The 25,082-nt window shown below is 65.7% G+C and carries 21 protein-coding genes and 1 pseudogene; 10 read left to right on the top strand and 12 right to left on the bottom strand.

The features are described 5' to 3' along the window. Positions 1-150 precede the first annotated feature (150 nt). From KFF05_16180 to KFF05_16160, 5 genes and pseudogenes are all read left to right on the top strand, one after another. Positions 151-1,893 (top strand): ABC transporter ATP-binding protein, encoded by a 1,743-nt coding sequence (locus tag KFF05_16180; protein ID UTW53758.1) that lies wholly within the window; start codon positions 151-153, stop codon positions 1,891-1,893. A gap of 24 nt (positions 1,894-1,917) precedes the next feature. Then, positions 1,918-2,622 (top strand): lysophospholipid acyltransferase family protein, encoded by a 705-nt coding sequence (locus tag KFF05_16175; GenBank protein UTW51420.1) that lies wholly within the window; start codon positions 1,918-1,920, stop codon positions 2,620-2,622. Continuing rightward, positions 2,619-3,884 (top strand): annotated as a pseudogene (locus tag KFF05_16170) (3-deoxy-D-manno-octulosonic acid transferase). Before KFF05_16175 ends, KFF05_16170 begins: the two are co-directional and overlap by 4 nt. A 16-nt stretch (positions 3,885-3,900) precedes the next feature. After that, on the top strand, positions 3,901-4,884 hold the full coding sequence (locus KFF05_16165; GenBank protein ID UTW51419.1) for a tetraacyldisaccharide 4'-kinase: 984 nt from the start codon (positions 3,901-3,903) through the stop codon (positions 4,882-4,884). A gap of 16 nt (positions 4,885-4,900) precedes the next feature. Beyond that, positions 4,901-5,806: a lauroyl acyltransferase gene (locus KFF05_16160; protein ID UTW51418.1), complete on the top strand. Its 906-nt coding sequence runs from the start codon at positions 4,901-4,903 to the stop codon at positions 5,804-5,806. 9 nt (positions 5,807-5,815) lie between these two features. Here the strand turns inward: KFF05_16160 and KFF05_16155 are convergent, their stop codons facing one another. Beyond that, positions 5,816-6,628, bottom strand: coding sequence for a M23 family metallopeptidase (locus tag KFF05_16155; protein UTW53757.1), 813 nt, complete (start codon positions 6,626-6,628; stop codon positions 5,816-5,818). A 14-nt stretch (positions 6,629-6,642) separates the two neighbouring features. After that, positions 6,643-8,127 carry an exodeoxyribonuclease VII large subunit gene (locus KFF05_16150; GenBank protein ID UTW51417.1) on the bottom strand — a complete coding sequence of 495 codons (1,485 nt, stop codon included), beginning with the start codon at positions 8,125-8,127 and terminating at the stop codon, positions 6,643-6,645. A 101-nt stretch (positions 8,128-8,228) separates the two neighbouring features. Between KFF05_16150 and purD the strand changes: the two genes are divergently transcribed. The 3 genes from purD to KFF05_16135 all read left to right on the top strand — a co-directional run bounded on the left by purD (position 8,229) and on the right by KFF05_16135 (position 10,958). Then, entirely contained in the window at positions 8,229-9,503 is a 1,275-nt protein-coding gene (purD, locus tag KFF05_16145; GenBank protein ID UTW51416.1) for a phosphoribosylamine--glycine ligase, read from the top strand. A gap of 108 nt (positions 9,504-9,611) precedes the next feature. Continuing rightward, positions 9,612-9,929, top strand: coding sequence for a DUF1244 domain-containing protein (locus tag KFF05_16140; GenBank protein ID UTW51415.1), 318 nt, complete (start codon positions 9,612-9,614; stop codon positions 9,927-9,929). 3 nt (positions 9,930-9,932) lie between these two features. Beyond that, positions 9,933-10,958, top strand: a complete 1,026-nt coding sequence (locus KFF05_16135; GenBank protein ID UTW51414.1) for a hypothetical protein — start codon at positions 9,933-9,935, stop codon at positions 10,956-10,958. Positions 10,959-10,977: 19 nt separating this feature from the next. Here the strand turns inward: KFF05_16135 and KFF05_16130 are convergent, their stop codons facing one another. Further along, positions 10,978-11,412, bottom strand: a complete 435-nt coding sequence (locus tag KFF05_16130) for a nucleoside deaminase (GenBank protein ID UTW53756.1) — start codon at positions 11,410-11,412, stop codon at positions 10,978-10,980. 101 nt (positions 11,413-11,513) lie between these two features. On the opposite strand from KFF05_16130, the gene KFF05_16125 reads away from it, so the two are divergent. Together KFF05_16125 and rsmD are read left to right on the top strand one after the other, a co-directional pair. Next, on the top strand, positions 11,514-12,293 hold the full coding sequence (locus KFF05_16125) for an rRNA pseudouridine synthase (protein UTW51413.1): 780 nt from the start codon (positions 11,514-11,516) through the stop codon (positions 12,291-12,293). Positions 12,294-12,309: 16 nt separating this feature from the next. Beyond that, complete coding sequence (rsmD, locus tag KFF05_16120; protein UTW51412.1) at positions 12,310-12,876, top strand: 16S rRNA (guanine(966)-N(2))-methyltransferase RsmD; 567 nt, start codon at positions 12,310-12,312, stop codon at positions 12,874-12,876. Here rsmD and KFF05_16115 read toward each other — a convergent pair. The 9 genes from KFF05_16115 to KFF05_16075 form a co-directional block, all read right to left on the bottom strand. Continuing rightward, complete coding sequence (locus KFF05_16115) at positions 12,852-13,610, bottom strand: hypothetical protein (GenBank protein UTW51411.1); 759 nt, start codon at positions 13,608-13,610, stop codon at positions 12,852-12,854. The two genes, rsmD and KFF05_16115, sit on opposite strands and share 25 nt — an antisense overlap. Before the next feature lie 36 nt (positions 13,611-13,646). After that, positions 13,647-15,491 carry a DNA mismatch repair endonuclease MutL gene (mutL, locus tag KFF05_16110; GenBank protein ID UTW51410.1) on the bottom strand — a complete coding sequence of 615 codons (1,845 nt, stop codon included), beginning with the start codon at positions 15,489-15,491 and terminating at the stop codon, positions 13,647-13,649. Further along, positions 15,488-17,092 (bottom strand): glucose-6-phosphate isomerase, encoded by a 1,605-nt coding sequence (pgi, locus tag KFF05_16105; GenBank protein UTW51409.1) that lies wholly within the window; start codon positions 17,090-17,092, stop codon positions 15,488-15,490. Before pgi ends, mutL begins: the two co-directional genes overlap by 4 nt. A 76-nt stretch (positions 17,093-17,168) precedes the next feature. After that, complete coding sequence (locus KFF05_16100; GenBank protein ID UTW51408.1) at positions 17,169-18,500, bottom strand: insulinase family protein; 1,332 nt, start codon at positions 18,498-18,500, stop codon at positions 17,169-17,171. After that, positions 18,497-19,879: an insulinase family protein gene (locus tag KFF05_16095; protein UTW51407.1), complete on the bottom strand. Its 1,383-nt coding sequence runs from the start codon at positions 19,877-19,879 to the stop codon at positions 18,497-18,499. Before KFF05_16095 ends, KFF05_16100 begins: the two co-directional genes overlap by 4 nt. Before the next feature lie 159 nt (positions 19,880-20,038). Continuing rightward, positions 20,039-20,605: a DUF3035 domain-containing protein gene (locus tag KFF05_16090; protein UTW51406.1), complete on the bottom strand. Its 567-nt coding sequence runs from the start codon at positions 20,603-20,605 to the stop codon at positions 20,039-20,041. 88 nt (positions 20,606-20,693) lie between these two features. Further along, entirely contained in the window at positions 20,694-21,161 is a 468-nt protein-coding gene (locus KFF05_16085) for a lipoprotein signal peptidase (protein ID UTW53755.1), read from the bottom strand. Between the two features lie 39 nt (positions 21,162-21,200). Further along, the gene (locus KFF05_16080; GenBank protein UTW51405.1) at positions 21,201-24,101 is read right to left on the bottom strand and encodes an isoleucine--tRNA ligase; all 2,901 of its coding nucleotides are present in this window, start codon (positions 24,099-24,101) and stop codon (positions 21,201-21,203) included. Continuing rightward, positions 24,098-25,057 carry a bifunctional riboflavin kinase/FAD synthetase gene (locus tag KFF05_16075; GenBank protein ID UTW53754.1) on the bottom strand — a complete coding sequence of 320 codons (960 nt, stop codon included), beginning with the start codon at positions 25,055-25,057 and terminating at the stop codon, positions 24,098-24,100. The genes KFF05_16080 and KFF05_16075 overlap by 4 nt, the downstream gene beginning before the upstream one ends. Between the last annotated feature and the right edge of the window lie 25 nt (positions 25,058-25,082).

The raw sequence follows: 25,082 nt of genomic DNA, 5'->3' as shown, positions 1-25,082 counted from the left end.
CTTGGCCTTTCAAAGGCTACGTGGTAAAAGGTCCGACCCTGTCCCAGGAACCTTCGGAAGGACCCGAGGCCCGTGGCGTCCGCCATCGACACCCATTCCCCCGTCCACGCCTCCACGGCAAGCCTGCTCGGCCGGCTGTTCCGCGAAAGCATGCGCGGCTACGCGCGCTGGTTCTTCGCAGCATTGGCCTGCATGGCGCTGATGGCGGCGGCGACGGCGGCCAGCGCCTGGCTGATGGAACCGGTGGTCAACGATATCTTCGTCAATCGTGACGAATCCATGCTGATGCCCGTGGGCTTGGCCGTGTTTGCCGTGTTCATCATCAAGGGCCTGGCCAATTACGGGCAGGCGACGTTGATGGCCTATGTGGGGCTCCGCATCGTCACCGACAATCAGAACCGCCTGTTCGACAAGCTGTCGCGCATGGATGTTAAGTTCTTTCAGGATTCCAACACGGGCGGGCTGATCTCGCGCTTTCTGGTCGACATCAACCAGATGCGGGGGGCGGTGTCCAACGCCTGGGTCTCGCTCGGCAAGGACGCGATGACCTTGATCGGCCTGATCGGCGTCACCTTCTACCAGGACTGGCGGTTGGCGCTCATCGCCTTCATCATCTTCCCCGCCGCGTTGTTGCCCATCGTCAAGCTGGGCCGCCGCATGCGTAAGGTGACCGCCAACACGCAACGTGAAATGGGCCTGTTCACGACCCTGCTGGAACAGACCATCCAGGGCATCCGTGTGGTCAAGGCCTACTCCATGGAAGCTTACGAGCGCGGCCGCGTCAGCGAAATCGTCGAACGCGTATTCAATCTGACCATGAAGGCCGAACGCACCCGGGCGCTTTCCAGCCCGATCATGGAAACCCTGGGCGGTGTCGCCGTCGGCATCGTCATCTTCTACGGCGGCTACCGGGTGATCCACGGCAATACGGATGCGGGGTCGTTCTTTTCCTTCATCACGGCGCTGTTGCTGGCTTATGAGCCCATGAAGCGGCTGGCCAATCTGAACGCCGCTTTGCAGCAGGGCCTGGCCGGCGCCGACCGCCTGTTTCAGATGCTCGACATGGAACCGGCGATCCAGGAAACGCCCGATGCCCGTGACCTGCAGACACCGGTCAAGGGTGCGGTCGAGTTCCGTAATGTCGGGTTCGCCTATACCCAGGATCGGGTGACCCTCAACGATCTGTCCCTGACCGTGCCGGCGGGCAAGACCGTGGCCCTGGTCGGGCCGTCCGGGGCGGGCAAGTCGACGATCCTCAACCTGATCCCCCGGTTCTACGATGTCGCCGAGGGGGCGGTGCTGGTCGATGGCGAGGATGTGCGTGGCCTGACCTTCGCATCCCTGCGCGGCGCCATGGCCCTGGTCAGCCAGGAAGTCACCCTGTTCGACGATACCGTGCGCGCCAATATCGCCTATGGCCGCGCCGGGGCGAGCGAGGACGAGATTATCGAAGCGGCCAGGAACGCCGCCGCCCACGACTTCATCGCGGAATTGCCCGACGGCTATGACACCCTGGTGGGTGAACAGGGGGTCAAGCTTTCCGGCGGCCAGCGTCAGCGTCTGGCGATTGCCCGGGCGATGCTGAAGAACGCGCCGATCTTGCTGCTCGACGAGGCGACGTCGGCCCTTGATACGGAATCCGAACGCCAGGTACAGGCCGCGCTTGACGCATTGATGACCGACCGTACGACCCTGGTCATCGCCCACCGCCTGTCGACGGTGGTTCGCGCCGACCTGATCTGCGTGATCGTCGACGGCCGGGTCGCGGAACAGGGCAGCCACGCGGAACTGTTGGCGCGCGGCGGCCATTATAAGCATCTCTACGAATTGCAGTTCGCCGGCGATGCCCCGGGGAACGGTCCGGACGCCGCCCGCCAGGCGGCGGGACGGTAACCGGCCCGGGCCGGTGATCCCGCCATGTTGAAACGAATCCTGAAAAGCGACGGATTGCGCCGGGCGTTGTGCTGGCTGGGCTCGCTCTATATCCGCCTAGTTCATGCCACGGGCCGCTGGCAGGTCATCGGCGGTGATGCCGCCCGCGCCCATTGGGCGGCGGGCACGCCGTTCATTCTGTGTTTCTGGCACGGCCGCCTTCTGATGATGCCTCACTGCTGGCCCCGCGATAAGACGATCCACATGCTGATTTCCCAACACCGCGACGGTCAGATCATCGCCCGCACGGTGGGCCATTTCGGCATCAAAACCGTGGCGGGGTCGTCATCAAAAGGCGGCGCCCAGGCGCTGCGGGCCATGGTCAAGGCATTGAAGGCAGGCGACTGTGTCGGTATCACGCCGGACGGTCCACGCGGCCCCCGCATGCGGGCCACCGACGGCGCCGTGGCCCTGGCCCGGCTGTCGGGTGCGCCGATCATCCCGGCGACCTTTGGTGCGGCGCGGGGCAAGGTGCTGCAAAGCTGGGACCGATTCCTGGTCGCCTGGCCATTCGGGCGGGGGGTGATCGTCTGGGGCGATCCCATCGAGGTTGCCCGCGACGCCGATGCCGAGCAAATGAACATGGCCCGAACGCGGGTCGAAGACGCGCTCAACGCCATCACTGCCGAAGCCGACCGTCTGACCGGGCGTGTGCCGGTCGAACCCGCCATGGCCGAGGAGACCCCGTGATGCTCGGCCTCTATCGTTTCCTGACGACCCTGGGCGCGCCCGTGATCCATATCTACCTGGGCCGGCGGATCAAGGCTGGAAAGGAAGATCCCCACCGCTTCAATGAACGGCTGGGGCGGGCTGCCCTGGCGCGCCCCGACGGTCCATTGATCTGGCTGCACGGCGCCAGCGTGGGCGAGGCGATGTCGCTGCTGACCCTGATCGCCCGTCTGAAGACGGCAGTGCCTGCCGCCAACATCCTGGTCACCACGGGGACGGTGACCTCGGCCCGTATGCTGGCCGACCGTCTGCCCAAGGGGGCGGTTCATCAGTATGTGCCGGTCGACCGCATGGCTTACGTTCGCCGGTTTCTCGATCATTGGCGGCCGAACCTGACCCTTTGGGCGGAATCGGAATTCTGGCCCAACCTGATTTCGGAAACGGCTGTACGGGGCAATCCGCTGGTTCTGGTCAACGGGCGCATTTCACCACGTTCCTTCAAGGGCTGGTCCCGCGCCCCCAAATTCATCGCCGGGCTGCTCGGCGGCTTCGCGCTTTGCCTAGGCCAGACGGAAGGCGATGCCGAGCGCTTGCGGGCCCTGGGTGCACCGGGTGCGCGCAGTGTGGGGAACCTGAAGTTCGCGGCCGACCCGCTGCCCGCAGATGCGGCGCGATTGGCGGATATGCGCGCCGCCACGGCGGGCCGTCCCCTGTGGCTCGCGGCCAGCACCTGGGCGGGCGAGGAAGACATCGCCTGGCGGGTCCATCAGGACCAAGCGGCCACCCATCCGGGGCTGTTGACCATCATCGTGCCGCGCCACCCGAACCGGGGGGCCGAGATCGCGGCCCAGCTCACCGCGCAGGGCGCCAGGGTTAAGCGCCGGGCTGCGGGGACACTGCCCGACACTGGCACGGACGTCTATATCGCCGATACCATGGGCGAACTGGGCCTGTTCTTTACTCTGGCTACCGTCGTGTTCATGGGCAAGTCGTTGTCCGCAGAGGGCGGACAGAATTTGTTGGAGCCGGCGCGCCTCGGCTGCGCCGTGCTGCACGGTCCGCGCATGACAAACTTCGCCGACATGGGGGCCCGAATGGCGGCGGCCGGTGCCTCCCTGCCCGTCGCCGACGGGGCGGGCTTGAGTGCTGCCGTGGGCCGTCTGCTGGACGATGCCGGTGAGGCCGAGGCCTTTGCCGCTCGCGCCCGCATATTCGCCCAGGCGGAAGCCGGGGTGATTGATCGGCTTATGGCGGAACTCACGCCCTATCTTCAGCGTCTGGACGGTGCAAAGGGGGGGCATGAAAGCTCCGGATTTTTGGTATGGCGAGGCGTCGGCCCTGGGGGCCTTGTTGTCGCCGTTCGGTCTGATCTACGGCGCCGCGACGGCATTGCGCCAGCGCAAGAAGGTGGTCGGTGCTGGTGCGCCCGTGGTCTGCGTCGGTAATCTGACGGCCGGCGGGGCGGGAAAGACGCCGGTGGTGATCGATATCGCGCGCCGCTTGGCGAATATCGGACAGCAGCCTCATGTGATCAGCCGCGGTTACGGCGGCACGGTCGGCACGGCCCCTCGACCCGTGGACCCGGATATGGATACGGCGGACAAGGTCGGGGACGAGCCCCTGATGATCGCCAGGGCCGCGCCGGTCTGGGTCGGCGGTGACCGGGCCCAGGCGGCCCGCGCCGCCGTGGACGCCGGAGCCGGGACCCTGGTACTGGATGACGGCTTCCAGGATCCGTCGCTTGCCAAGGATTTGTCCATCGTTGTCGTTGATGGCCGTTATGGTTTCGGCAATGGCTTTCTGATCCCGGCCGGGCCGCTTCGCGAAACCCTGCGGGCGGGGCTCGCGCGGGCGGATGCGTTGGTTGTGATCGGCGATGATATTTGGGGCGTGGCCGATGCGGTGCGCCGCTTCGGCCCGGAAAACCTACCCGTGTTGACAGCCCGGATCGTGCCCGGACCTGAGGTTAAGAAAATTTCAGAAACCCTGGGTGTTGCCTTCGCGGGGATCGGGCATCCGGAAAAATTCTTTCAGACCCTGCGCGATCACGGCTGCCGCCTTGCGGGAACGAAAGCCTTTCCAGACCATCACCCCTTCAACTCCGCCGATCTGGCTGCCTTGAAACGCCGTGCGGAGGCCCTGAAAGGGGTTTTGATAACCACGGAAAAGGACGTCCAACGCATCCCCGCCGGCGACCGCGCGGGCATTGAAGTCTTGACAATCACCCTGCAATGGGACGACGAAGCGGCCCTCGACCAATTGCTGCAAACCGTCAAACCGTAGTCAGGCTGCCGATTCCATGGCTCATGCGCCGGCCCCGCTGAACAAATACGTGATTCACCCCGTCCAGGCGGCGGCGGCGTTCACCGTCTATATGTTCTTCCGCATGTTGCCGCTTGACTGGGCGTCGGGGCTGGGGGGGCTCCTGGCGCGCACCATCGGGCCGCGTTTGCGCCTGTCGGATCGGGCGCGCAAAAACCTGCGCGCCGTGTTTCCCGAGATGCCGGATGCCGAAGTTGAGCGCATCGTCCACGGCATGTGGGACAACCTGGGCCGGCTCGCCGCCGAGTTTCCCCATTTGCAGGAAATAGACGTCTACGCCGGAAACGGCCGGGTGATCGTCGAAGGCGGCGAGTACGTGGACCAGTTGCGTGACGATAATGAGGCGGGCATTTTCTATTCCGCCCATATCGGCAATTGGGAAATTCTGGCATTGGGCGCGACACAGCGGGGTTTGCCGCTCGACCGCGTCTACCGCGAGGCCAACAACCGCCTGGTCGAATGGCTGTACCGCAATGGCCGCGCCGCCGTCGAAGGGGCCTTGATCCCCAAGGGGCCACAGGGCGTGCGCCAGCTTCTCAACGCCTTCCGCTCCGGCAGCCATCTGGCCATGCTGGTCGATCAGAAAATGAACGACGGCATCGCCGTGCCGTTCTTCGGCCGCCCGGCCATGACCGCCCCGGCATTGGCCGAATTGGCGCTGCGCCACAATTGCCCCGTAGTGGCGGCTAGGGTGACGCGGGTCAAGGGGGCGACCTTCAAGATGACGGCCCTGCCGCCAGTCCGGTTTGAGAAGACCGGCGACCACAAGGCCGATGTCCTTGCCGCGATGACGCAGATCAACAACCAGGTTGAACAATGGGTGCGTGACACGCCGGAACAATGGTTGTGGCTGCACAACCGCTGGCCCAACGGCGGGGAATAGGGCAGCCGGTTATTTTCCGGTTTGCTGCGGCCCGACCAGCAACGCCGGGTCCAGGTGGGTCTTGAACCAACTGACGCCCCAATGAAGATGCGGGCCGGTGGCCCGGCCGGTCGCACCCACGGTGCCGATCTGCGTGCCCTTGGTGACGAAGTCGCCTTCGTTCACGGTGGTCTTGTCCATATGGATGTAGACCGACGTCAGGCCCAGGCCGTGGTCGATCATCACCGTCTTGCCCGTAAAGAACATGTCCTGGTTCACCAGGGCGACGATGCCGTCGCCCATGGTCTTGACCGGGGTGCCGCGGGGGGCGGCGACGTCAACGCCGTTATGCGGGCTGCGCGGTTTGCCGTTAAGGATGCGCTGACTGCCGTAGACGCCGGAAATGCGGCCTTCGACCGGCCACATGAAGCCCGTGTCGAAAAAGGTCTTGAGCGTCGTCCGCTTGCGGACCTCGGCGATTTGGATCTGGTCGTTCTTGATGCGCGCGAGGTCTTCCGGTTTGGTCGGGCTGACCTTGCGTTGCGGCAGGCCGTCGATGCGCTGAACCTTGTATTTGCTCTTTTCGATGACAAGCTCCCGCTCTTCCAACTGGCCCTCCGGCGGTTCCGCCCGCAGCACCATCTTCGCCTTGGCCTTGCGTCCGAAGCCGATGATGAAGCTGCCGTTGGGCGCCACCGCCACGGGTTGTCCGTCGAGCGTCAGTTTGGTCCCCGGCTCAACCTTACCGGTGGCCAGGCCGCCTTGGACGAATGAGCCGGAAATTTCCAGCGCGCCGGCCGGATAAGCCCCCGCCGCGACGAGGGCCGCCGCGACCAGGAAAATGCGAAAAAGGAATGTCACAGAAGCCGCCCCTGCCGGTCGTCGCCGGGCTTGTTGGTTTCGGGTTTCGCGGGAGTATCCTTGCCCGGTGCGGACGTTGCCGTCTTGGCCGAGGCCGCGCCGCCGGAAACGACCACCGGGCGTGTCCCGTCGCGAAGCCTTAGGTCCAGCCGGTCGCCGGTCTTGAGCGTTTTGGCCGAGGTCACGGGGGCGCCCGCCGGATCGGTGACCAGGGCGAACCCGCGGTCGAGGACGCGCTGGTAGGAATAGCTTTCTAACAGGGCCGAGGCCTGGCTCAGGCGGCCCCGCGCCCGGTCCATGGCGGATTTTCCGGCGGTTTTCAGGGCGCGCACTTCCGAGGCAAGGCGGCCGACCTCCATCTGGATGATCTTGTCGGGCCGGGTCAGCCCGGCGGCGGCATTGGCAAGGCGCGCGCGGCGGCGCTCCAGCCCGCTGCCGAGCGAATGGCCCAGGCGGTCGGTCCAATCGTCGAGCCGCTGCGCCTGTTCCTGCAGCATGCGCGCCGGATTGGGCAGGGCCCGGGCCGTGGCGTCCAGATTGCGGCGATGATCGGCGAGCCGCCGGGATACGGCGCTGGCGATGCGCTGTCCATCCTCCAGAACCTGCGCCAGCAGGTCCAGGCGCACGGGCACGGCCATTTCCGCCGCCGCGGTGGGTGTCGGCGCCCGCCGGTCGGCGGCGAAATCGGCCAGGGTGGTGTCCGTTTCGTGACCGACGGCGGAAATCACGGGGATCGGGCAGTCGGCGATGGCGCGCACGACCTCTTCCTCGTTGAACGCCCACAAATCCTCCAGGCTGCCGCCGCCGCGGGCGACAATGACCACATCCGGGCGCGGTACGGGGCCGCCCGCCTCGATCGCGCCGAATCCGCGCACGGCAGCGGCGACCTGGGCGGCCGCGTCCTCGCCCTGGACCAGCACGGGCCAAACCAAGACATGGACGGGAAAACGGTCGGCCAGGCGGTGCAGGATGTCGCGGACCACGGCCCCCGTGGGCGAGGTGACGACGCCGATCACATCGGGCAGATAGGGGATGTCGCGCTTGCGCTCGGCCGCGAACAGGCCTTCGGCCTCAAGCTTGCGGCGGCGATCCTCCAGCAGCTTCAGAAGCGCCCCTTCGCCGGCCAGTTCCATGTGGTCGACGACGACCTGGTATTTTGAGCGCCCGGGGTAGGTGGTCAGCCGCCCGGTGGCGACGATCTCCATCCCGTCTTCGGGTTTAATGGATAGGCGCCCGGCGGTGCCGCGCCAGCACACGCCGTCGATAACCGCGTCCGCATCCTTCAATGTGAAATACAGATGGCCCGAAGCGGCGCGCTTGAAACCCGATATTTCGCCCCGGATTCGCACCCATTGAAAGGTCTCCTCGACCGTGTGTTTCACGGCCTGGGAAATCTCGGAAACGGTAAAGACCGGCAGGTTGTGGCTGGTCTCGGTTTCGCCGGGTTGACTCTGCGCGGTGCCGCTGGAATTGTCGCTCATGGGCGCAGTATGCAAGGCCCAGTGAACGGACACAATACGGCCGGAGGATGCCAAGCGCGTCTGCCGATCAAACCGCCGGAATCGGGAGGGATTGGGACAGGATGAAGGTACTTGTGGTCGGCTCGGGCGGGCGGGAACATTCCCTTTGCTGGGCCATCGCCAAATCCCCCAAATGCAGCGAACTGTTCTGTGCTCCGGGTAACGCGGGCACGGCCGCTCTTGCGCGTAACCTTGATATCGAGGCCGAGGACCTGGGCGGCATCATCGGATTCGTCAAGGACAACGCCATCGACTTCGTCGTGGTCGGGCCGGAAGCCCCCCTGGTGGCGGGCCTGGTCGATAAACTGGATGCGCTGGGGGTCAAATCCTTCGGACCGACGGCGGCGGGGGCGGAATTGGAAGGCTCCAAGGCTTTCACCAAGGACCTTTGCGCCAAATACGGCATCCCGACCGCCGATTACGACCGCTTTGACGAGCCGGACGCGGCCAAGGAATACATCCGCACCCATGGTGCCCCCATCGTGGTCAAGGCCGACGGCTTGGCCGCCGGCAAAGGGGTCATCATCTGCCGCAATGTGAACGAGGCCTATGCGGCGGTCGACCAGATCATGATCGAGGAAGCCTTCGGCAACGCGGGCACGGAAATCGTGGTCGAGGAATTCCTGGAAGGCGAGGAAGCCAGCTTCTTCGCCTTGGTTGACGGCGAAACGGCGCTGCCCATGGTCGGCGCCCAGGACCACAAGCGCGCCCACGACGGCGACGAAGGGCCCAACACGGGCGGCATGGGCGCCTATTCCCCGGCCCCCGTCATCGACCAGGCCATGGTCGACCGGGTCATGGCGGAAATCATCGAGCCGACAATCAAGGGCATGGCGGCCGAGGGTCGGCCCTTCAAGGGCGTGCTTTACGCCGGGCTGATGATCGACGACGCCGGGCCCAAGCTGATCGAATACAACACCCGATTCGGCGACCCGGAATGCCAGGTCATGATGATGCGTCTCAAATCCGACGTGCTGGAGGTTCTCCTGGCCTGTGCCGAGGGACGGCTGGCCAAGACCAAGCTGCAATGGCGGGACGATGTCGCCATGACCGTTGTCATGGCCGCCAAGGGGTATCCGGGAAAGTATAAAAAAGGCACCGAAATCAAGGGTCTGGATGCCGCCGGCACGGTCGAGGGCGTGGTCGTATTCCATGCCGGCACGGCGGCGGGCGCGGGCGGAACGGTCCTCGCCAACGGTGGCCGCGTGCTGGGGGTCACGGCCATCGGCAAGGATGTGACCGAAGCCCGGGCCCGGGCCTATGAGGCGGTCGACTTGATCGACTGGCCCGAAGGCTTCTGCCGCCGCGACATTGGTTGGCGGGCGATCAAGCGCTAGGTGCCGCCGCCCTTTTGCCGACGCAGGCCGGCCCCTATATAGAGCGCAGAGACAGACGACCCTCGCGCGCCCATCGGGCACGCGGCGGCAGACGGAGGAGATGACGACATGGACGACAAGACCCGCACGGAAGTGGAAGCCGCCGCCTTTCGCGGCCTGATCAAGCATCTGCAGAAACGCACGGACGTGCAGAACATCGACCTGATGAACTTGGCCGGGTTCTGCCGCAACTGCTTGGCAAAATGGTATGCCGCCGAGGCCCAGGCCAAGGGAGAGGACGTCGATTACGATGCGGCCCGCGAGGCGATTTACGGCATGCCCTTCGGCGAATGGAAGGACAAGTTCCAGAAACCCGCCGACGAAGCGCAGAAAAAGGCCTTTGAGGACACCAAGCCGCTGCACGCCGATATCAGCGGCCACAACTAGCCCATGAACGGCCCGGCGCCCGACTTTTGGCCCAATTCCGGCTATCACCTGCTGACACGGAACGGGGCCGGCCATCTGGCTGTGACGGACGCCTTCTTGCGCGCCTATCTGCAGCGCCCGGAAATCGCCCCTATCGCGGAATCCTGTGACGCTGAACGCGCCTTGCATGGCGCGTTGATGGCCAATCCCCGCGAAGCCGTGGGTGATGGGCGTATCGACGCCATGGCCGATGAAGACGCGCGCGACAATTACCGTGTGATGCTGGCCTTCCGTGACCGCCTTGTGGGGGCGGGCACGGTCGAGGCCTGTTATCTGGAAATTTTCCGCGCCGACAGCGTCACCATCCCACCCTTGTTCATCGACCAGATGGCCCAGGTCGTGGCGCGGCGCGTCATCGACGGCACGGACGATCCGTTTCGCGCCCGTGCGGCGGAACTTCTGTTCCGTGAGCAGACGGTGACGCTGAAAGACGGCGCGATTTTGCTGGGCGACGCGGAAACAGTCGAGATGCTGGCGACCACAGCCGGCATGGGCAGTCTGGGAAAATTGGTGGTCGGCAGCGGTGCCGCCGCCCGTCAGGTCGACATGGACGTATTGCAGCCGGACACGGCGGATATTTATTGGGACCGCAACGAGCGTTACGACACCGTGCTCGACATCTCCTTCGCCCGGCCGGGGCTTGACGCGCTGTGCCGCGTGCTCGAAGCCTGGGTCCGCCATTTCCTGGAGGCAGAGATCTCTATCCAGCCCGTGCAAGAAATCAACGACGAGAAATGGGTCTGGCATCTGGGGCTGGACGCCGAGGCATCGATGCTGCTGAACGACCTCTACGAAGGGGAGGATGTCGAGGATGCGCGCATGGCGCGGCTGCTGTCGCTGTTCCGCCTCGAGTTCAAGGACCCCAACCAGATGGCGGCCGAGGTGCGGGGCAAGCCGATCTATCTCGCCCTCTGCATGACCCCGGATCAGCGGGTCCGTCTGAAGCCACAGAATCTTTTGGTCAATTTGCCGCTCGCGGCGGAATCCTGAACCCGGAAATTTCAGCCGCTTAGCGGCGTTCCTTGAAAAAATCCTTGAGCAAGGCGGCGGCCGCTGTTTCGTCCAGGCCGCCGACCACCTCGGGTGCGTGGTGGCAGGTCGGCTGGGTGAAGAACCGGGGGCCGTGTTCGACCCCGCCGCCCTTGGGATCGTAGGCCCCGAAATAAAGCCTTCTGATGCGGGCGTGGCTGATGGCGGCGGCGCACATGGCACAGGGCTCCAGCGTCACGTAAAGATCACAGTCCGGAAGGCGGGGTTCCCCCCGGGCTTGTGCTGCGCGGCGCAGCGCCAGAATTTCCGCATGGGCCGTCGGGTCATGGCCGGCCTCGGTCTCGTTACCGGCGCGGGCCAGGATGCGCCCGGTCGCGGCCTCGACCACCACGGCGCCCACGGGGACCTCGCCGCGCTTGGCGGCGGCGTGGGCCTCATCCAGGGCCTGGGCCATGAAGCTGTCGGATGCGGGTTTGTCCATGGCGCCAACCATACTCGCCGGCCCTCCGTCGTCAATGCTTGCCGCCGCCGCCGTCCGCCCCTAATGTCCCCGCCATGGCCGATAAACCAAAGACCACGAAACCCGCAGACGCCCCCGAACGCATCGCCAAGGTGATCGCCCGCGCGGGCCTGTGCTCGCGCCGCGAGGCCGAACGCTGGATCGAAGAAGGCCGCGTCATCGTCGATGGCAAGAAGCTGACGACCCCCGCCCATACGGTGACAGAGGCCAGCATCATCCTGGTCGACGGCAAGCCCTTGCCGGGCAAGGCGCCGCCCAAGCTGTGGCGTTATCACAAGCCGGTCGGGCTGGTCACCACCCATAAGGATCCGGAAGGCCGCCCGACCGTGTTCGACCGCCTGCCCAAGGACCTGCCCCGGGTGGTATCCGTGGGCCGTCTCGATCTCAATTCCGAAGGCCTGCTGCTGCTGACCAACGACGGCGGCCTGGCGCGGCGCCTGGAATTGCCGTCCAACGGCTGGAACCGGCGCTACCGGGTGCGCGTGCACGGTGTGGTGAAACCTGAAGACCTGGCCAAACTGGCCCGCGGCGTCACCGTGTCCGGCGTGCGATATGGCCCGATCAAGGCCGAGATCGACCAGATGGATGCCGGCGACAAGATGCGCAAGGGTTTCGCCAATCATTGGCTGACCGTCAGCCTGTCCGAAGGCAAGAACCGCGAGGTCCGCAAGGTGATGGAACATCTGGGGCTTTCCGTGAACCGCCTGATCCGCACGGCCTACGGCCCGTTCCAGTTGGGCAATCTGGCGCGCGGCGACGTCTATGAGATCAAGGGCAAGACCTTGAAGGAACAGCTGGGCAAGGTCCTGTCCTGATGCGGGGTGCGGTCTGATGCGCATCGTTGCCGGCAGATTTCGCGGCAAGAAGCTGACGGCACCGGAGGGCCGGGATCTGCGTCCGACCTCGGACCGGGCCCGGGAATCCGTGTTCAACATTCTGGCCCATGGCAAGGCGGCCGTGGATCTGGACGGCATCACCGTCGCTGACATGTTCTGCGGCACGGGGGCGTTGGGGCTTGAGGCGATGTCGCGGGGGGCGGCCTTCGGCCTGTTCGCGGACCGCAATCCACAGCACCTCAAGATCGCCAAGGACAACGCGGCGGCCATGGGGTTGTGGCGGGAATGCCTGATGCTGGGGCTCGACTGCACTCATCTGGCCGTGCCGCCGCGGGCGGCAAAGACGCCGGCCGGGCTGGTGTTTCTCGATCCGCCCTACGGCATGGGGATGGCTGATCCGGCCCTGCGCGGGCTTTTGAACAAAAACTGGCTGACCCCCGATGCCACCGTGGTGGTCGAGGTCGGGGCCGAGGAAAGCCTGGCCGGGACGCGCGGGTTCGAGGTGCGGGACGAACGCACCTACGGTGCGGCCAAGGTCTACTTCTTGAAAAGGTTGGAATAGGCGGCGACCCTGAGGCGCAGGCCGCGGTTGCGTTCAATTTCCGGCGCCGGCGCCAAATTCCAGATCCAGCGTTCATCCGGTTCCGGCAGCTTGATATCGCCAAGGGCGGGTTCCGTCTCATTCACCTCGCCGTCCTCGACGAATTCCCGCACCGTTTCCGTGATCAGGCAGACCCGCCCGGGCAGGGCCTGCAGGGCGCGCAGGTGCTGGCGCTGGATTTCCGTTGCGAAGGCCTTGGCCTGTTTCTCCGGCACGTGTCGGGCCGGGATCAGCGGCAATTGGCTCAGCAGGTTCAGGGACACGACCAAATCCGCATCGGCCTCGGGGATGTCCGGCAGCGGCGGCTCCGACGGCATCTCGCTTTGGGCCAGGCCGTCGACCAGACCGGTCAGGTCGGTTTCGACCAGATAGACGTTGGGGTATTGCGCCGCCCAGGCCTGCACGGCAGGGGGGTGAAAGATGTCGATCAGCACGACCTCGGCGAAATCGTCGGCCAAATCACAAAGCGGTGCGTCCAGAAGCCCCCCCGAGCCCAGGATCACCACCTTGTTCTGGCCGGGGCAATTGGCGGCGGACCACAGGACGAAGCGGCGCGAGCGGACCAGGTGCTCCTTCCACGCGGGATGGAGCCGCCGATGGCGGGCGGCGATGGCAATCTGTTCCTTCAGATAGCCGAGCCGCTTGACCGGTTCCGGGGCCGGGGTCATCCGATGGGTGAGCCATTCACGCAGCATGGGCCTGATCGTCCGGTTGCGGAAAACAGGGCGATCTTAACGCCGGCCGAACAGTTTTTCGATATCGGCCAGCTTCAGTTCCACATAGGTCGGGCGGCCGTGGCTGCACTGCCCGGAATGGGGGGTCGCCTCCATCTCGCGCAAAAGACGGTTCATCTCATCCGCATTCAGGCGCCGGCCGGCGCGGATTGATCCATGACAAGCCATGGTCGCGCAAACATCGCCGATGCGCTCGGCCAGCGCGATGGTTTCACCGTATTCCGCCAGATCGTCTGCCAGGTCGCGGATCACGCCCTGGATGTCCATGTCTCCTAGTAGAGCCGGCGTCTCGCGGACCACCACGGCACCGGGGCCGAAGCCTTCGATCACCAGGCCCATCTCGGCCAGTTCATCCGCGCGGGCAAGCAGGCGGTCGACCGCCGGCTCCTCCATCTCGACAACCTCGGGGATCAGCAGCATCTGGCGGTTGACGCCGCCGGATGCCATCGCCGTCTTGATTTTTTCCTGGGTCAGGCGCTCATGCGCCGCGTGCTGATCGACGATGACCAGGCCGTCCGCCGTTTGGGCGATCACGTAGGTTGCATGAACCTGGGCCCGCGCCACGCCCAGGGGGTATTCCGCCGGGGGCTGTTCCGACGCCATGCCGCCGTCTGGGTCCATCGTCATCGGCGCGCTGGGGGCACGGTCAAGATCGGGGAGGGGGGCGTAATGGTCCGACAGGCCGCTTGGCCGCGCGGCGGGGGCATAGGCCCCGCCATATCCGCCGCCGCTTCGGCCCAGGGGCAGGGCGCCGCCGGAAAGTTCGCTGGGCCGGAAGGCGCCCAGCGCCGCCCCCGCCACGGTGGTCGAGGCCCGGTGCCCGGCCTCGGCCAGGGCATGCTTCAGGGCGCTGACGATCAGCCCCCGGACCACCCCGGCGTCGCGGAACCGGACCTCGGTCTTGGCCGGATGGACATTGACGTCGACCTCGGTCGGCGGCACCTCCAGAAACAGGGCCAGCAGCGGATGGCGGTCGGAGGCGAGGAACTCCCGGTAAGCGCCCCGCACGGCCCCCAGCAGAAGGCGGTCGCGCACGGGCCGGCCGTTGACGAACAGGAACTGCATGGCCGCGTTGCCGCGGTTCAATGTCGGCACCCCGGCATGGCCGGAAAGCCGGATGCCCTCGCGCACGGCGTCGATGGTCATGGCGTTGTCGGCGAAGGGGCGGCCCATGATGCCGGCCAGGCGCTCCAGCCGTGCCGCGGCCGGATCGTCGCCCAGGCGCGGGGTGACGGCATTCAGCTTGATCAGGTCGCGGCTGCCGTCGGACAGGGTGAAGGCGATTTCCGGATGGGCCATGGCCAAGCGGTTCAGGGTTTCGACCACATGGTTCTGTTCCGTGCGCGCGGCCTTGAGGAACTTGAGCCGGGCCGGCGTGGCATAGAACAGATCGCGCACGTCCACCCGCGTGCCGTGGGGATGGGCGGCGGGCTGGGCCTTGGCGGGGCCGCCGCCTTCGACCGTGACGGCCCAGGCTTGCTCGGCGCCTTGCGGGCGTGAGGTGATGGTCATGCGCGCCACGGCGGCCATGGAGGGCAGGGCCTCGCCCCGAAAACCCAAGGTGGACACGGCCATCAGGTCGTCGTCCGGCAGCTTCGACGTGGCATGGCGTTCCAGCGCCAATTCGATTTCTTCCGGCGTCATGCCGCAGCCGTCGTCGGTCACGGTGATCGCCGTCTGACCGCCGTCGCGAATCACGACCTCGATACGCTTGGCGCCGGCGTCGATGGCGTTTTCGACCAGTTCCTTCACCGCCGAGGCCGGGCGTTCCACGACCTCGCCGGCGGCGATGCGGTTGACCACGGTTTCCGGCAGACGGCGGATAACGGGGGGATTGATCATGAACTGTCCCCGCCGCCCCGGACCCGGCGAATGCGGGCGAGCAGGCTGCGCGTCGAGGCATCCAACCCCGGGGCATCCGTGCCCTGGGCAAGGGCCCTGGTCAACGGACCGGCAAGTTCCTTGCCCAGTTCGACCCCGAATTGGTCAAAAGAATTGACGTTCCAGATCACGCCCTGGACGAACACCTTGTGCTCGTAAAGCGCCAACAGCATGCCGAAGCTGCGTGGGTCCAACCGATCAAGCAGGATCGTGGTCGATGGCCGGTTGCCGGAAAACTGCATGTGCGGCGGCACGCCCGGCCCGGCCTTGCGGCCAAGCGCCAGGGCCGCCGGTTGGGCCAGGAAATTGGCCAGCAGCTTGTCGTGATGGTCGCCCGCCGGATGGGCCGGCGCCACGGCAGCGATGAAATCGGCGGAGACCAGATCCGTGCCCTGGTGAAGCAGCTGATAAAACGCATGCTGACCATTGGTGCCCGCTTGGCCGAATACGACAGGGGCGGTGGGTTGGACCACCATGGCGCCGTCTCGATCGACAGCCTTGCCGTTGCTTTCCATTTCCAACTGCTGCAGGTAGTCGGGCAGGCCGTCCAGCAGCTGGTTATAGGGCAGCACCGCATGGGCGGCGGCCCCCTCGAAATTGCGGTTCCAGATACCGGCCAGTGCCAGCAACACGGGCAGGTTTTCCGCCAGCGGCGTTTCCAGGAAGTGGCGATCCATGTCCCGGGCGCCGGCCAAGAAATCGCGGAACAGGTCCATGCCCAGCGTCAGGGCCAGCGGCAGGCCGATCGCCGACCAAACCGAATACCGACCGCCGACCCAGTCCCAGAACCCGAACAGAGCGTCGTCGCCGATGCCGAAATCACGTGCCGCGTCGTCGTTGCTGGTGACGGCGCAGAAATGCTTGGCGACGGCGCCTGATCCCAACGCCTCGGTTAGCCAGCGTCGCGCCGTCATGGCGTTGGTCATGGTCTCGGCGGTCGTAAACGTCTTGGAGGAAATGATAATCAGGGTGGTTTCCGGATCGCAAGCTTCAAGCGTCTCCGTCAGATCCGTGGCGTCCACGTTGGATACGAAATGGGGGATGAGGCCGCGCCGCCGGTAGGGAAAGAGGGCCCGACAGGCAATGCGCGGGCCTTGGTCCGAGCCGCCGATGCCGATGTTGATGACGTCGGTGAAGGGCTTGCCGGCGGCACCCGTGCGGGTGCCGGCTTCCACCCTGGCGACAAAGTCCGCCATGTGGTCGAGCACGGCCTGAACCTCGCCATGGACCGGCGTGCCACAGACGGCGAAACCGTCTTCAGGCCGGGCGCGCAGCGCCATGTGCAGGGCGGCACGGTCTTCGGTTGTGTTGATCGCCTCGCCCGCCGCCATGGCATCCCGCCGGGCCGCCACACCGCGCTCATCGGCCAGGGCGATCAGCAGGGTAAGGGTATCCGGGGTGAGGCGGTTCTTGGACAGATCCAAGCACAGGCCGCCCAGGGCGAAGGTCAGGGCCTCGGTGCGCTTGTCGTCGCCGAGAAGGTCTCGCAGATGGCTGCCCGCTGCCTTCCGGTGATGGTCGGCGAGCGCCTGCCAGGCCGGCGTTGGGGCGGGGGGGGGCATGAAGGTCTCTGATCCTCCGGGGGGACGTTGCGCGGGCGAGAGTACCATCGGTCCCCGGCGTCGCCAACGGCGGGGCTCAAGGTGTCGGTTTGACGTCCTTGGGTTCTCCCACGACGACGATGGTGAGGTCGTCCGGATGCAAGAGTTTCCGGGCCACGCGGCGGATATCGTCGCGGCTGACCGCCTCGATATAGCTGTTGCGCTTGTCCAGATAGTCGATGCCCAAATCTTCCGTCTGCATGCCGACCAGCATGGCCGCGATTCGCTCCGTCGCCGTGAAGCGCAGCGGGAAGGAGCCGGTCAGATACTGCTTGGCGGCGGTCAATTCCGCCTCGGTCACGCCGTCCTTGGCCAACTTGGCCCATTCGTCACGGACGACCTTCAGGGTTTCCGCGACCCGCGCGTTGGCCGTGCCGGCGCCGCCGGCATAGATCGCGGAGCGGTCCATGGGATGCAGGTAGGTATAGACCGAATAGGCGAGGCCCCGCTTTTCCCGCACTTCGGTATAGAGACGGGAAGTGAATCCGCCGCCGCCCAGGATGTGGTTCATCACATAGGCGGTGTAGAAATCCGGATCCTTGCGCATCAGGCCCCGGTCGGCGAACAGGATGTTGCTTTGCTTCAGGGGCTTTTCGATGACGATGGTGCGGCCCGCGACCTTGGGCGCCACTTCCGCAACCTTCCAGGGGGCCGCCTTGGCGGGCAAGGTGCCGAAGGTCTTGTCGAGCAGCGGTGCCAGTTCCTTGGCCGTGATGTCGCCGACCACGCCGATCGCCAGGGTGTCGCGGGCCAGCCGTTCCTTGACGAAGGCGCGCATGTCGGCAACCTGGATGGCGGCGACGCTTTCCGGGGTGCCGCCGGTCGGGCGGCCGTAGGGATGATCGGGGTAGAGGGTCTTCATCAGCGTCTTGCCGGCGATCGCGTCGGCGTCTTCCGATTCATGGCGCAGATTGGCCAGCAGCTGGGCGCGCAGGCGCGACACGGGTTCCGCGTCGAAACGTGGCTTTGTCATGGCCTGGCGCAGCAGGTCGAAGGCCAGGTCGCGGTATTCGGTCAATACCTGGACGCGGGCGCCGAAGCTATCGCGCGCGGCGCTGAAGCGCAGCGTGATGGACTTGTCCTCCAGCGTCTGCTGAAAGGCCTTGCTGTCCAGGTCACCGGCCCCTTCGTCGAGCAGGGTCGAGACCATGTTGGCCAGGCCTTCCTTGCCTTCGGGGTCAAGGGCGCTGCCCCCACGGAATGCCAGATGCAGGGAGATGATGGGGTTGAGGTGATCCTCGACCAGCCAGGCCTCGATCCCCCCGGGGCTGACCACGCGTTCGATCTGCGTCGCTTTGGCCGGTGCCGCGTAGAGGACGAAGATGACCGCCGCCAGGGCAAGGGCGGCGCGGGACAGAAGGCGGCTCATTCCGGCTTCTCCTTATCTTCCACGAGAAAGGCCGTGACCGAGCGTTTCTTGACGAAAACGTATTTGGCGGCGGCCTGGATTTCCTCGGCGGTGACCGCCGTGATGCGGTCGGGCCAGGCCTCCACGTCGGCGACCTTACGCCCGACGGCCAGCGCTGCCCCCAGGGTCCGCGCCCCGGTGGTGAAGGAATCGCGGGCGAACACGGCGCTCGCGACCAGCCGTTTCTTGGCGCGGGCGACCTCGTCCTTGGTGACGCCGTCCTTGGCGACCCGGTCAAGCTCGGCATCGACGGCTTGTTCGATCTCGGGCAGGGTGACGCCGGGCCGGGGGCTGCCGTAGATGGTGAAACTGCTGGGGCCCAGGGAATCGGCGTCGTAATAGGAGCCGGCCGAGACCGCCTTGCGGTCGTCGATGACCAGCTTGCGGTATATCCGCGACGTGCCGCCGCCGCCCAGGATTTCGGTCAGAACCTGCAGGGCATAGGCGTGCTGTGTTTCGCCGTAAAGATAGCTGGGGGCCAGGTAGGATCGGCGCCACGACGGCTGGCGCACCTGGGTATGCTGCATGGCGACGATGCGCGCGGCTTCCTGCGGCGGCTCGGCCGGGCGCGCGCGGGTGATCGGGGCGGCGGCGGGAACGGCGCCGTAATATTTTTCCGCCAGCGGCTTCAGTTCCTTGGCGGTGATGTCGCCGGCGACCACCAGGATCGCGTTGTTGGGCGCGTACCAGCGCTTGTAGAAATCGATGATGTTCTGGCGGGTCATGGCGACGATTTCGTGATCGTAGCCGATGATCGGCCGCCGGTAGGGATAGTTGCGGTACAGCGCTTCGGATACGTGTTCGCTCAGGATCGCAGCCGGGTTGTTGTCCGTGCGTGACCGGCGCTCCTCGCGCACCACCTGACGTTCCGGCTCGATGATTTCGTCCGTCAGGGTCAGGTTGGTCATGCGGTCGGCCTCCATCTCCATGACCATCTCCAGATGTTCGCGGGCGATGGTCTGGTGATAGGCCGTGTAGTCGAAAGAGGTGAAGGCGTTTTCCTGGCCGCCGTAACGCGCGATCAGCTTGGAAAATTCGCCCGGCTTGCGCGTCTTGGTCCCCTTGAACATCAAGTGCTCAAGGAAATGCGCGATCCCCGAATAGCCGGAACTTTCGTCGGCGGAGCCGACCTTGTACCACACCATATGGGTGACCACGGGCGCGCGGTGGTTGCTCACGACGACCACCTGCATGCCGTTCTTCAGGGTGAAGGTTTCCGGGCTGAACACCTTGGCCAAGGCCGGCGTGGCGCCCAGGGTCAGGGCGGCGGTCAGCAGGGCCAGGGCGGCGATCAGCAGATGGCGGTGCCGGCCGGACCGGTGGCGAGAGGCGGAGGGCATGAACATGTCGGGATCAGGACCTGTTGCGGGTTGCGGTCAGCGGGCGGGATGCAGGGCCCCGGAAGAGGGGGCCCGGAAACATGGGAATTGCCATTATCGAGATTGTCGTCGAGATCACGGCGATTTCAAGGCGGATAGACGCTTTTTGCGGGCTTTCGGCTAGAATCCGAGAATGCCCTTCTTGCGGGTCTCGCGCTTGATCTCGGGCGTCTTGCCTTCGTTGACCGGCTTGCCCAACGCCTGGGTTTCCAGCAGGCGGCGCTGTTCGGCCGCCGGGTCGACCACGGTGCCTGAATATTTCGGGTCGTCGACCCAGAAGATCAGTTTGTCGATCAGGCGGCGGTCCTCTTCGGACAGCGCGAGCGTTTCCTGGTCGACGAGTTGACGGATGGCGGGATCGGCATCGGCGGTGCCCATCTTGTCCATCAGCACGGTCAGGCCCGGCGTGGTTGCGGCAAGCGGCTGCGCCTGCACCGGGCGGCGCAGCATGGCGGCGCGGGCCTGGTCGCGCGGGCTGTATGTTTCAAGCTGTTCGCGTCCCGGCTCGGGCGGGCGCAGCGCATAATCGGGCGGCAGCGACAAAGGCGGGCGCTTGTAGACGGCGAATTCGTCGGGGGCCTTCTTGCCGCCGGAAATCGCGCGCTTCACGGAATCGCAGGCACTCAGGCTGAACGCCATCATCAGCACCAGAAGAATGCCCGTCGTTCGTGCCGTTTGTTGTTTCATGCCCGCCGTTTCATGCTCAACAGGTTGCGCCCTGGGGTGATTTTCGCGGGACGGCTTACCGTTCCGGCCCCCGCCGAGGCATGCCAATCTACGATGATTTATCCCGGTGAAACAAGGAATCAAGGATCAGAAGCACCGCCCCCACCGTGATCGCGCTGTCGGCGACGTTGAAAGCAGGCCAATGGGCGCCGCCCACGTGCAAATCGACGAAATCGACGACGGCGCCATGGACCAGGCGATCGATGACATTGCCCAAGGCACCCCCCAGGATCAGCCCGATTCCCCAGCCGACAATGCGCTCCGGTCCGCGGAACAGCCAGACCGCCAGAATGGCGGAAACGCCAACCGCCACGGCGGCCAGAATCCAGGGGCCGTAATCCGACTGCGTGTTGAACAGGCCGAAGCTGACGCCCCGATTCCATACTAGGACCAGATTGGCGAAGGGCGTGACTTCAATGACCCGGGGTGGGTTCATGATGTCGGTCAGTACCCACCATTTGCTGATCTGATCAAGAACGATGACCAGGAAGGCAAGCCCCAGGCCCTGGCGGCGCAGCGTGATATGGGGTTCGGCCAAGGGTCCGCCGCCTGCCGTCTATTCGGCGGCCAGGGGCGAATGGCGCACGGCGTCGGCACAGCGCGTGCAGATCGTCGGATGGTCCGTGTCCGTGCCCACGTCGTCGAGCACCTTCCAGCAGCGTTCGCACTTCTCGCCCGTGGCCAGCACCGGCACGACGGCGACGCCGGGGGCTTCCGGCATGGTGAAGGCCCCTTCGGGCGCCGGGGCGGTGGTGATTTCGCCCGACGAGGTGATGAAGGTCTGGGCAAGGTCGAGGCCGTTGAGAGCCGCCGCCTGTTCCGCCGTGACATGGACGGTGACATGAGCCTGCAGGGAGGCGCCGATGCGTTTTTCCGCCCGTTCCAGTTCCAGCGCCCCGGTCACGGCGCGGCGGACCTGGCGCACGGTGCGCCATTTGGCTTCCAGCGCTTCATCGTTCCAACTGTCGGGGATTTCCGGGAACTGGCGGCGGTGGACGCTGTCGGCGGCGTCGGGCTGACCGAGGCGCGCCTGCCAGGCTTCCTCGGCCGTGAAGCACAGGAACGGCGCCAGCCAGGCGGTCAGGCAATTGAACAGTTCGTCCAGCATGGTGCGGGCCGCCCGGCGTTCGAGGGAATCGGCGCGGTCGCAGTACAGGGTGTCCTTGCGGATGTCGAAATAGAAGGCCGACAGATCGACGGCGCAGAAATTGTGCAGTTCCGTGAACACGCCGTGGAATTCGAAGCTGTCGCAGGCGCCGCGCAGCATCTTGTCGAGCCGCCACAGGCGGGTCAGCACCCAGCGCTCCAGTTCCGGCATCTCGGCCGGGTCCAGGCGCTCGGCGGCGTTGAAGCCGTCCAGATTGCCCAAGAGATAGCGCAGCGTGTTGCGCAGGCGGCGGTAGATGTCGGCATGGAATTTGACGATTTCCGGCCCGATGCGCAGGTCCTCGGAGTAGTTCGACCCGACGACCCAAAGGCGCAGGATGTCGGCGCCGTGCTGATTGCAGACGTCCTGCGGAGCGGTGATGTTGCCGAGCGACTTCGACATCTTCTGGCCGTCCTCGGCCATGACGAAGCCGTGGGTCAGCACCGCGTCATAGGGGGCGCGTCCCCCGGTGCCGCAGGATTCCAGCAATGAGGAATGGAACCAACCGCGGTGCTGGTCCGTGCCTTCCAGGTAGAGGGCGGCGGGCCAGGTGAGGTCGTCGCGGTGTTCCAGGACGAAGGAATGGGTCGATCCGGAATCGAACCACACGTCGAGGATGTCCATGACCTGGTCGTAGTCGTCGGCGCTGTAATCGTTGCCGAGGAAGCGCGCGGGCTCGGACGCGAACCAGGCGTCGGCGCCTTCGGCCTCGACCGCGTCGACGATGCGGGCGTTGACCGCCGGATCGTTGAGAAGATCGCCCGTTTCCTTGTGCACGAACACGGTGATCGGCACGCCCCAGGCGCGCTGGCGGGAAATCACCCAGTCCGGGCGGTTCTGGATCATGGCGTGCAGGCGGGCCTGTCCGCCGCCGGGCACGAACTGGGTCTGGTCGATGGCGCCCAGCGCGATGTCGCGCAGGCTGGCCTGGCCGCTGCCGTTCGGCACGGCGAAATCCCGGTCCATGGCGATGAACCATTGCGGCGTGTTTCGGAAGATCACCGGCTTCTTGGAGCGCCAGGAATGGGGGTACTGGTGTTTTAGCCGTCCCCGCGCGATCAGCTTGCCGCCGTCGACCAGGGCCTTGATGACGCGGTCGTTGGCGTCGCCCTTCTTGCCGTGCTCGGTGATGACCTGGCCGCCTTCGAAAGCAGGGGCCTCGGCGGTAAAGCGGCCGTCGGCATCGACCGTATAGGGGATGTGCGGATCGATGCCGCGTTCGGCCAAAAGCTTGCCGGACCCGGTCCAGGCCTCGAAATCCTCGCGCCCGTGGCCGGGGGCGGTATGGACGAAGCCCGTGCCCGTTTCTTCCGTGACATGGTCGCCGTCCAACAGCGGCACGTCGAATTCATATCCCATGCCGCGCAGGGGATGGGCGCAGGTCAGGCCGGCCAGCGTGTCGGCGGCGACGTCGCTGCGGCGCTCATACGCCTCGACCCGGGCGGATTTCATGACGTCGGCGGCCAGGGCGTCGGCCAGAACCAGCTTGTCGCCGGGCTTGGCCCAATTGTCTTCCGCCGCCGCCGTGACCTCGTACAGGCCATAACTGATGCGTTTGGAAAAGCAGATCGCCCGGTTGCCGGGAATGGTCCAGGGGGTCGTCGTCCAGATCACGACCGCGGCGTCGGACAATTCGCCGTCGCCGGACACCACCGGGAATTTCACCCAGATCGTGTCCGATTCATGGTCGTGGTATTCGACCTCGGCTTCGGCCAGGGCGGTTTTTTCGACCACCGACCACATCACCGGCTTGGAGCCGCGGTAGAGCAATCCGTTGTCCAGGAACTTCAACAGTTCGCGCACGATCTGGGCTTCCGCCGGGAAACTCATGGTGGTGTAGGGATTGGCCCAGTCGCCGATAACGCCCAGGCGCTTGAACTCGTCGCGCTGCACACCGATCCAATGTTGCGCGAAATCGCGGCATTCCTGGCGGAATTCGACGACCGGAACCTGGTCCTTATCCTTGCCCTGGGCGCGGTACTGTTCCTCGATCTTCCATTCGATGGGCAGGCCGTGGCAGTCCCAGCCGGGCACGTAGTTGGCGTTTTTGCCCATCATCTGCTGGGCGCGCACGATCACGTCCTTGAGGATTTTGTTCAGCGCATGGCCGATGTGCAGGTTGCCGTTGGCGTAGGGCGGGCCGTCGTGCAGCACGAAGGGCGGGCGACCCTTGGCATCTTCGCGCAGAAGCTGGTAGAGGCCGACCTCTTCCCACTTCTGAATGATGTCCGGCTCCTTGGCGGCCAGACCGGCCTTCATGGGAAAGTCGGTTCGGGGCAGGAACACGGTGGCTTTGTAATCGACGGTCATGGCTCTGTTTTCGATAAAATTTGGCGCGCTTGGTCGCTGTCCGCGGCGATTTGTGCCTTCAATTGGTCGATGCCGTCAAACTTCTTTTCCGGGCGCAGGAATTCGACCAGCTGCACACCGAGCCGCTGGCCGTAAAGATCGCCGGTGAAATCGAACAGAAAGACCTCCAGCAAATCGGCCTCGCCGGCGAAGGTCGGGCGCTTTCCGATATTGGCGACACCGGCATATTCCTTGCCTTCCTTGCCCTCGCCGACGCGCACGCGCACGGCGTAGACGCCTCTGGCGGGCCGAAGATAGGTGCCCAGCGCCAGGTTCGCGGTGGGAAAGCCGATGGTGCGCCCGCGTTGATGGCCTTCGATGACCCGGCCCTCGATCTCGAATGGGCGGCCCAGGATGTGGGCGGCGGCCTGGGGGTTGCCTGATTGCAGGGCCTCACGCACGCCGGTGGAGGAATAGGCGGTTTCGGCGCTGTCGCCGCCCGCGAAGGTCTGGGCGCGCACGGCCGTGAAATCAAAACCCAGGCGCTTGCCGAAGCCCAGCAGCATCTCGGCGTTGCCGCCCCGGCCCTTGCCGAACACGAAATCATAGCCGCAGACGACATGCCGGGCGCCGATGCCGCCGACCAGCACGGTTTCGATGAAGTCCTCGGCCGTGAGCGACGAAAACGCCTTGTTGAACTGCTGCACGAAGATGGTGTCCACGCCGAGCCCGAAAATCAGCCGCGCTTTGGCGTGAAACGGGGTCAGGCGGAAAGGCGGGCTGCCGGGGGCGAAGAAGGCGCGGGGGTGGGGCTCGAAGGTCAAGACACCCCAGGGCCGGGCGGTGGCATGGGCGATGGCCCCGGCCTCGCCGATCACGGCGCGGTGGCCCAGGTGCACGCCGTCGAAATTGCCGATGGCGACCACGGCGCCCCGGGCGTCGTCGGGGATGTTCTGGTAATGGCGAAAAATACGCATGATGCCGGTGAAGGTGCCCGCAGGT

This window comes from bacterium SCSIO 12827, from assembly GCA_024397995.1.
In the GTDB taxonomy this organism is placed as follows: Bacteria; Pseudomonadota; Alphaproteobacteria; order Rhodospirillales; family Casp-alpha2; genus UBA1479.
This window is presented reverse-complemented; position numbering and strand designations above follow the sequence as displayed.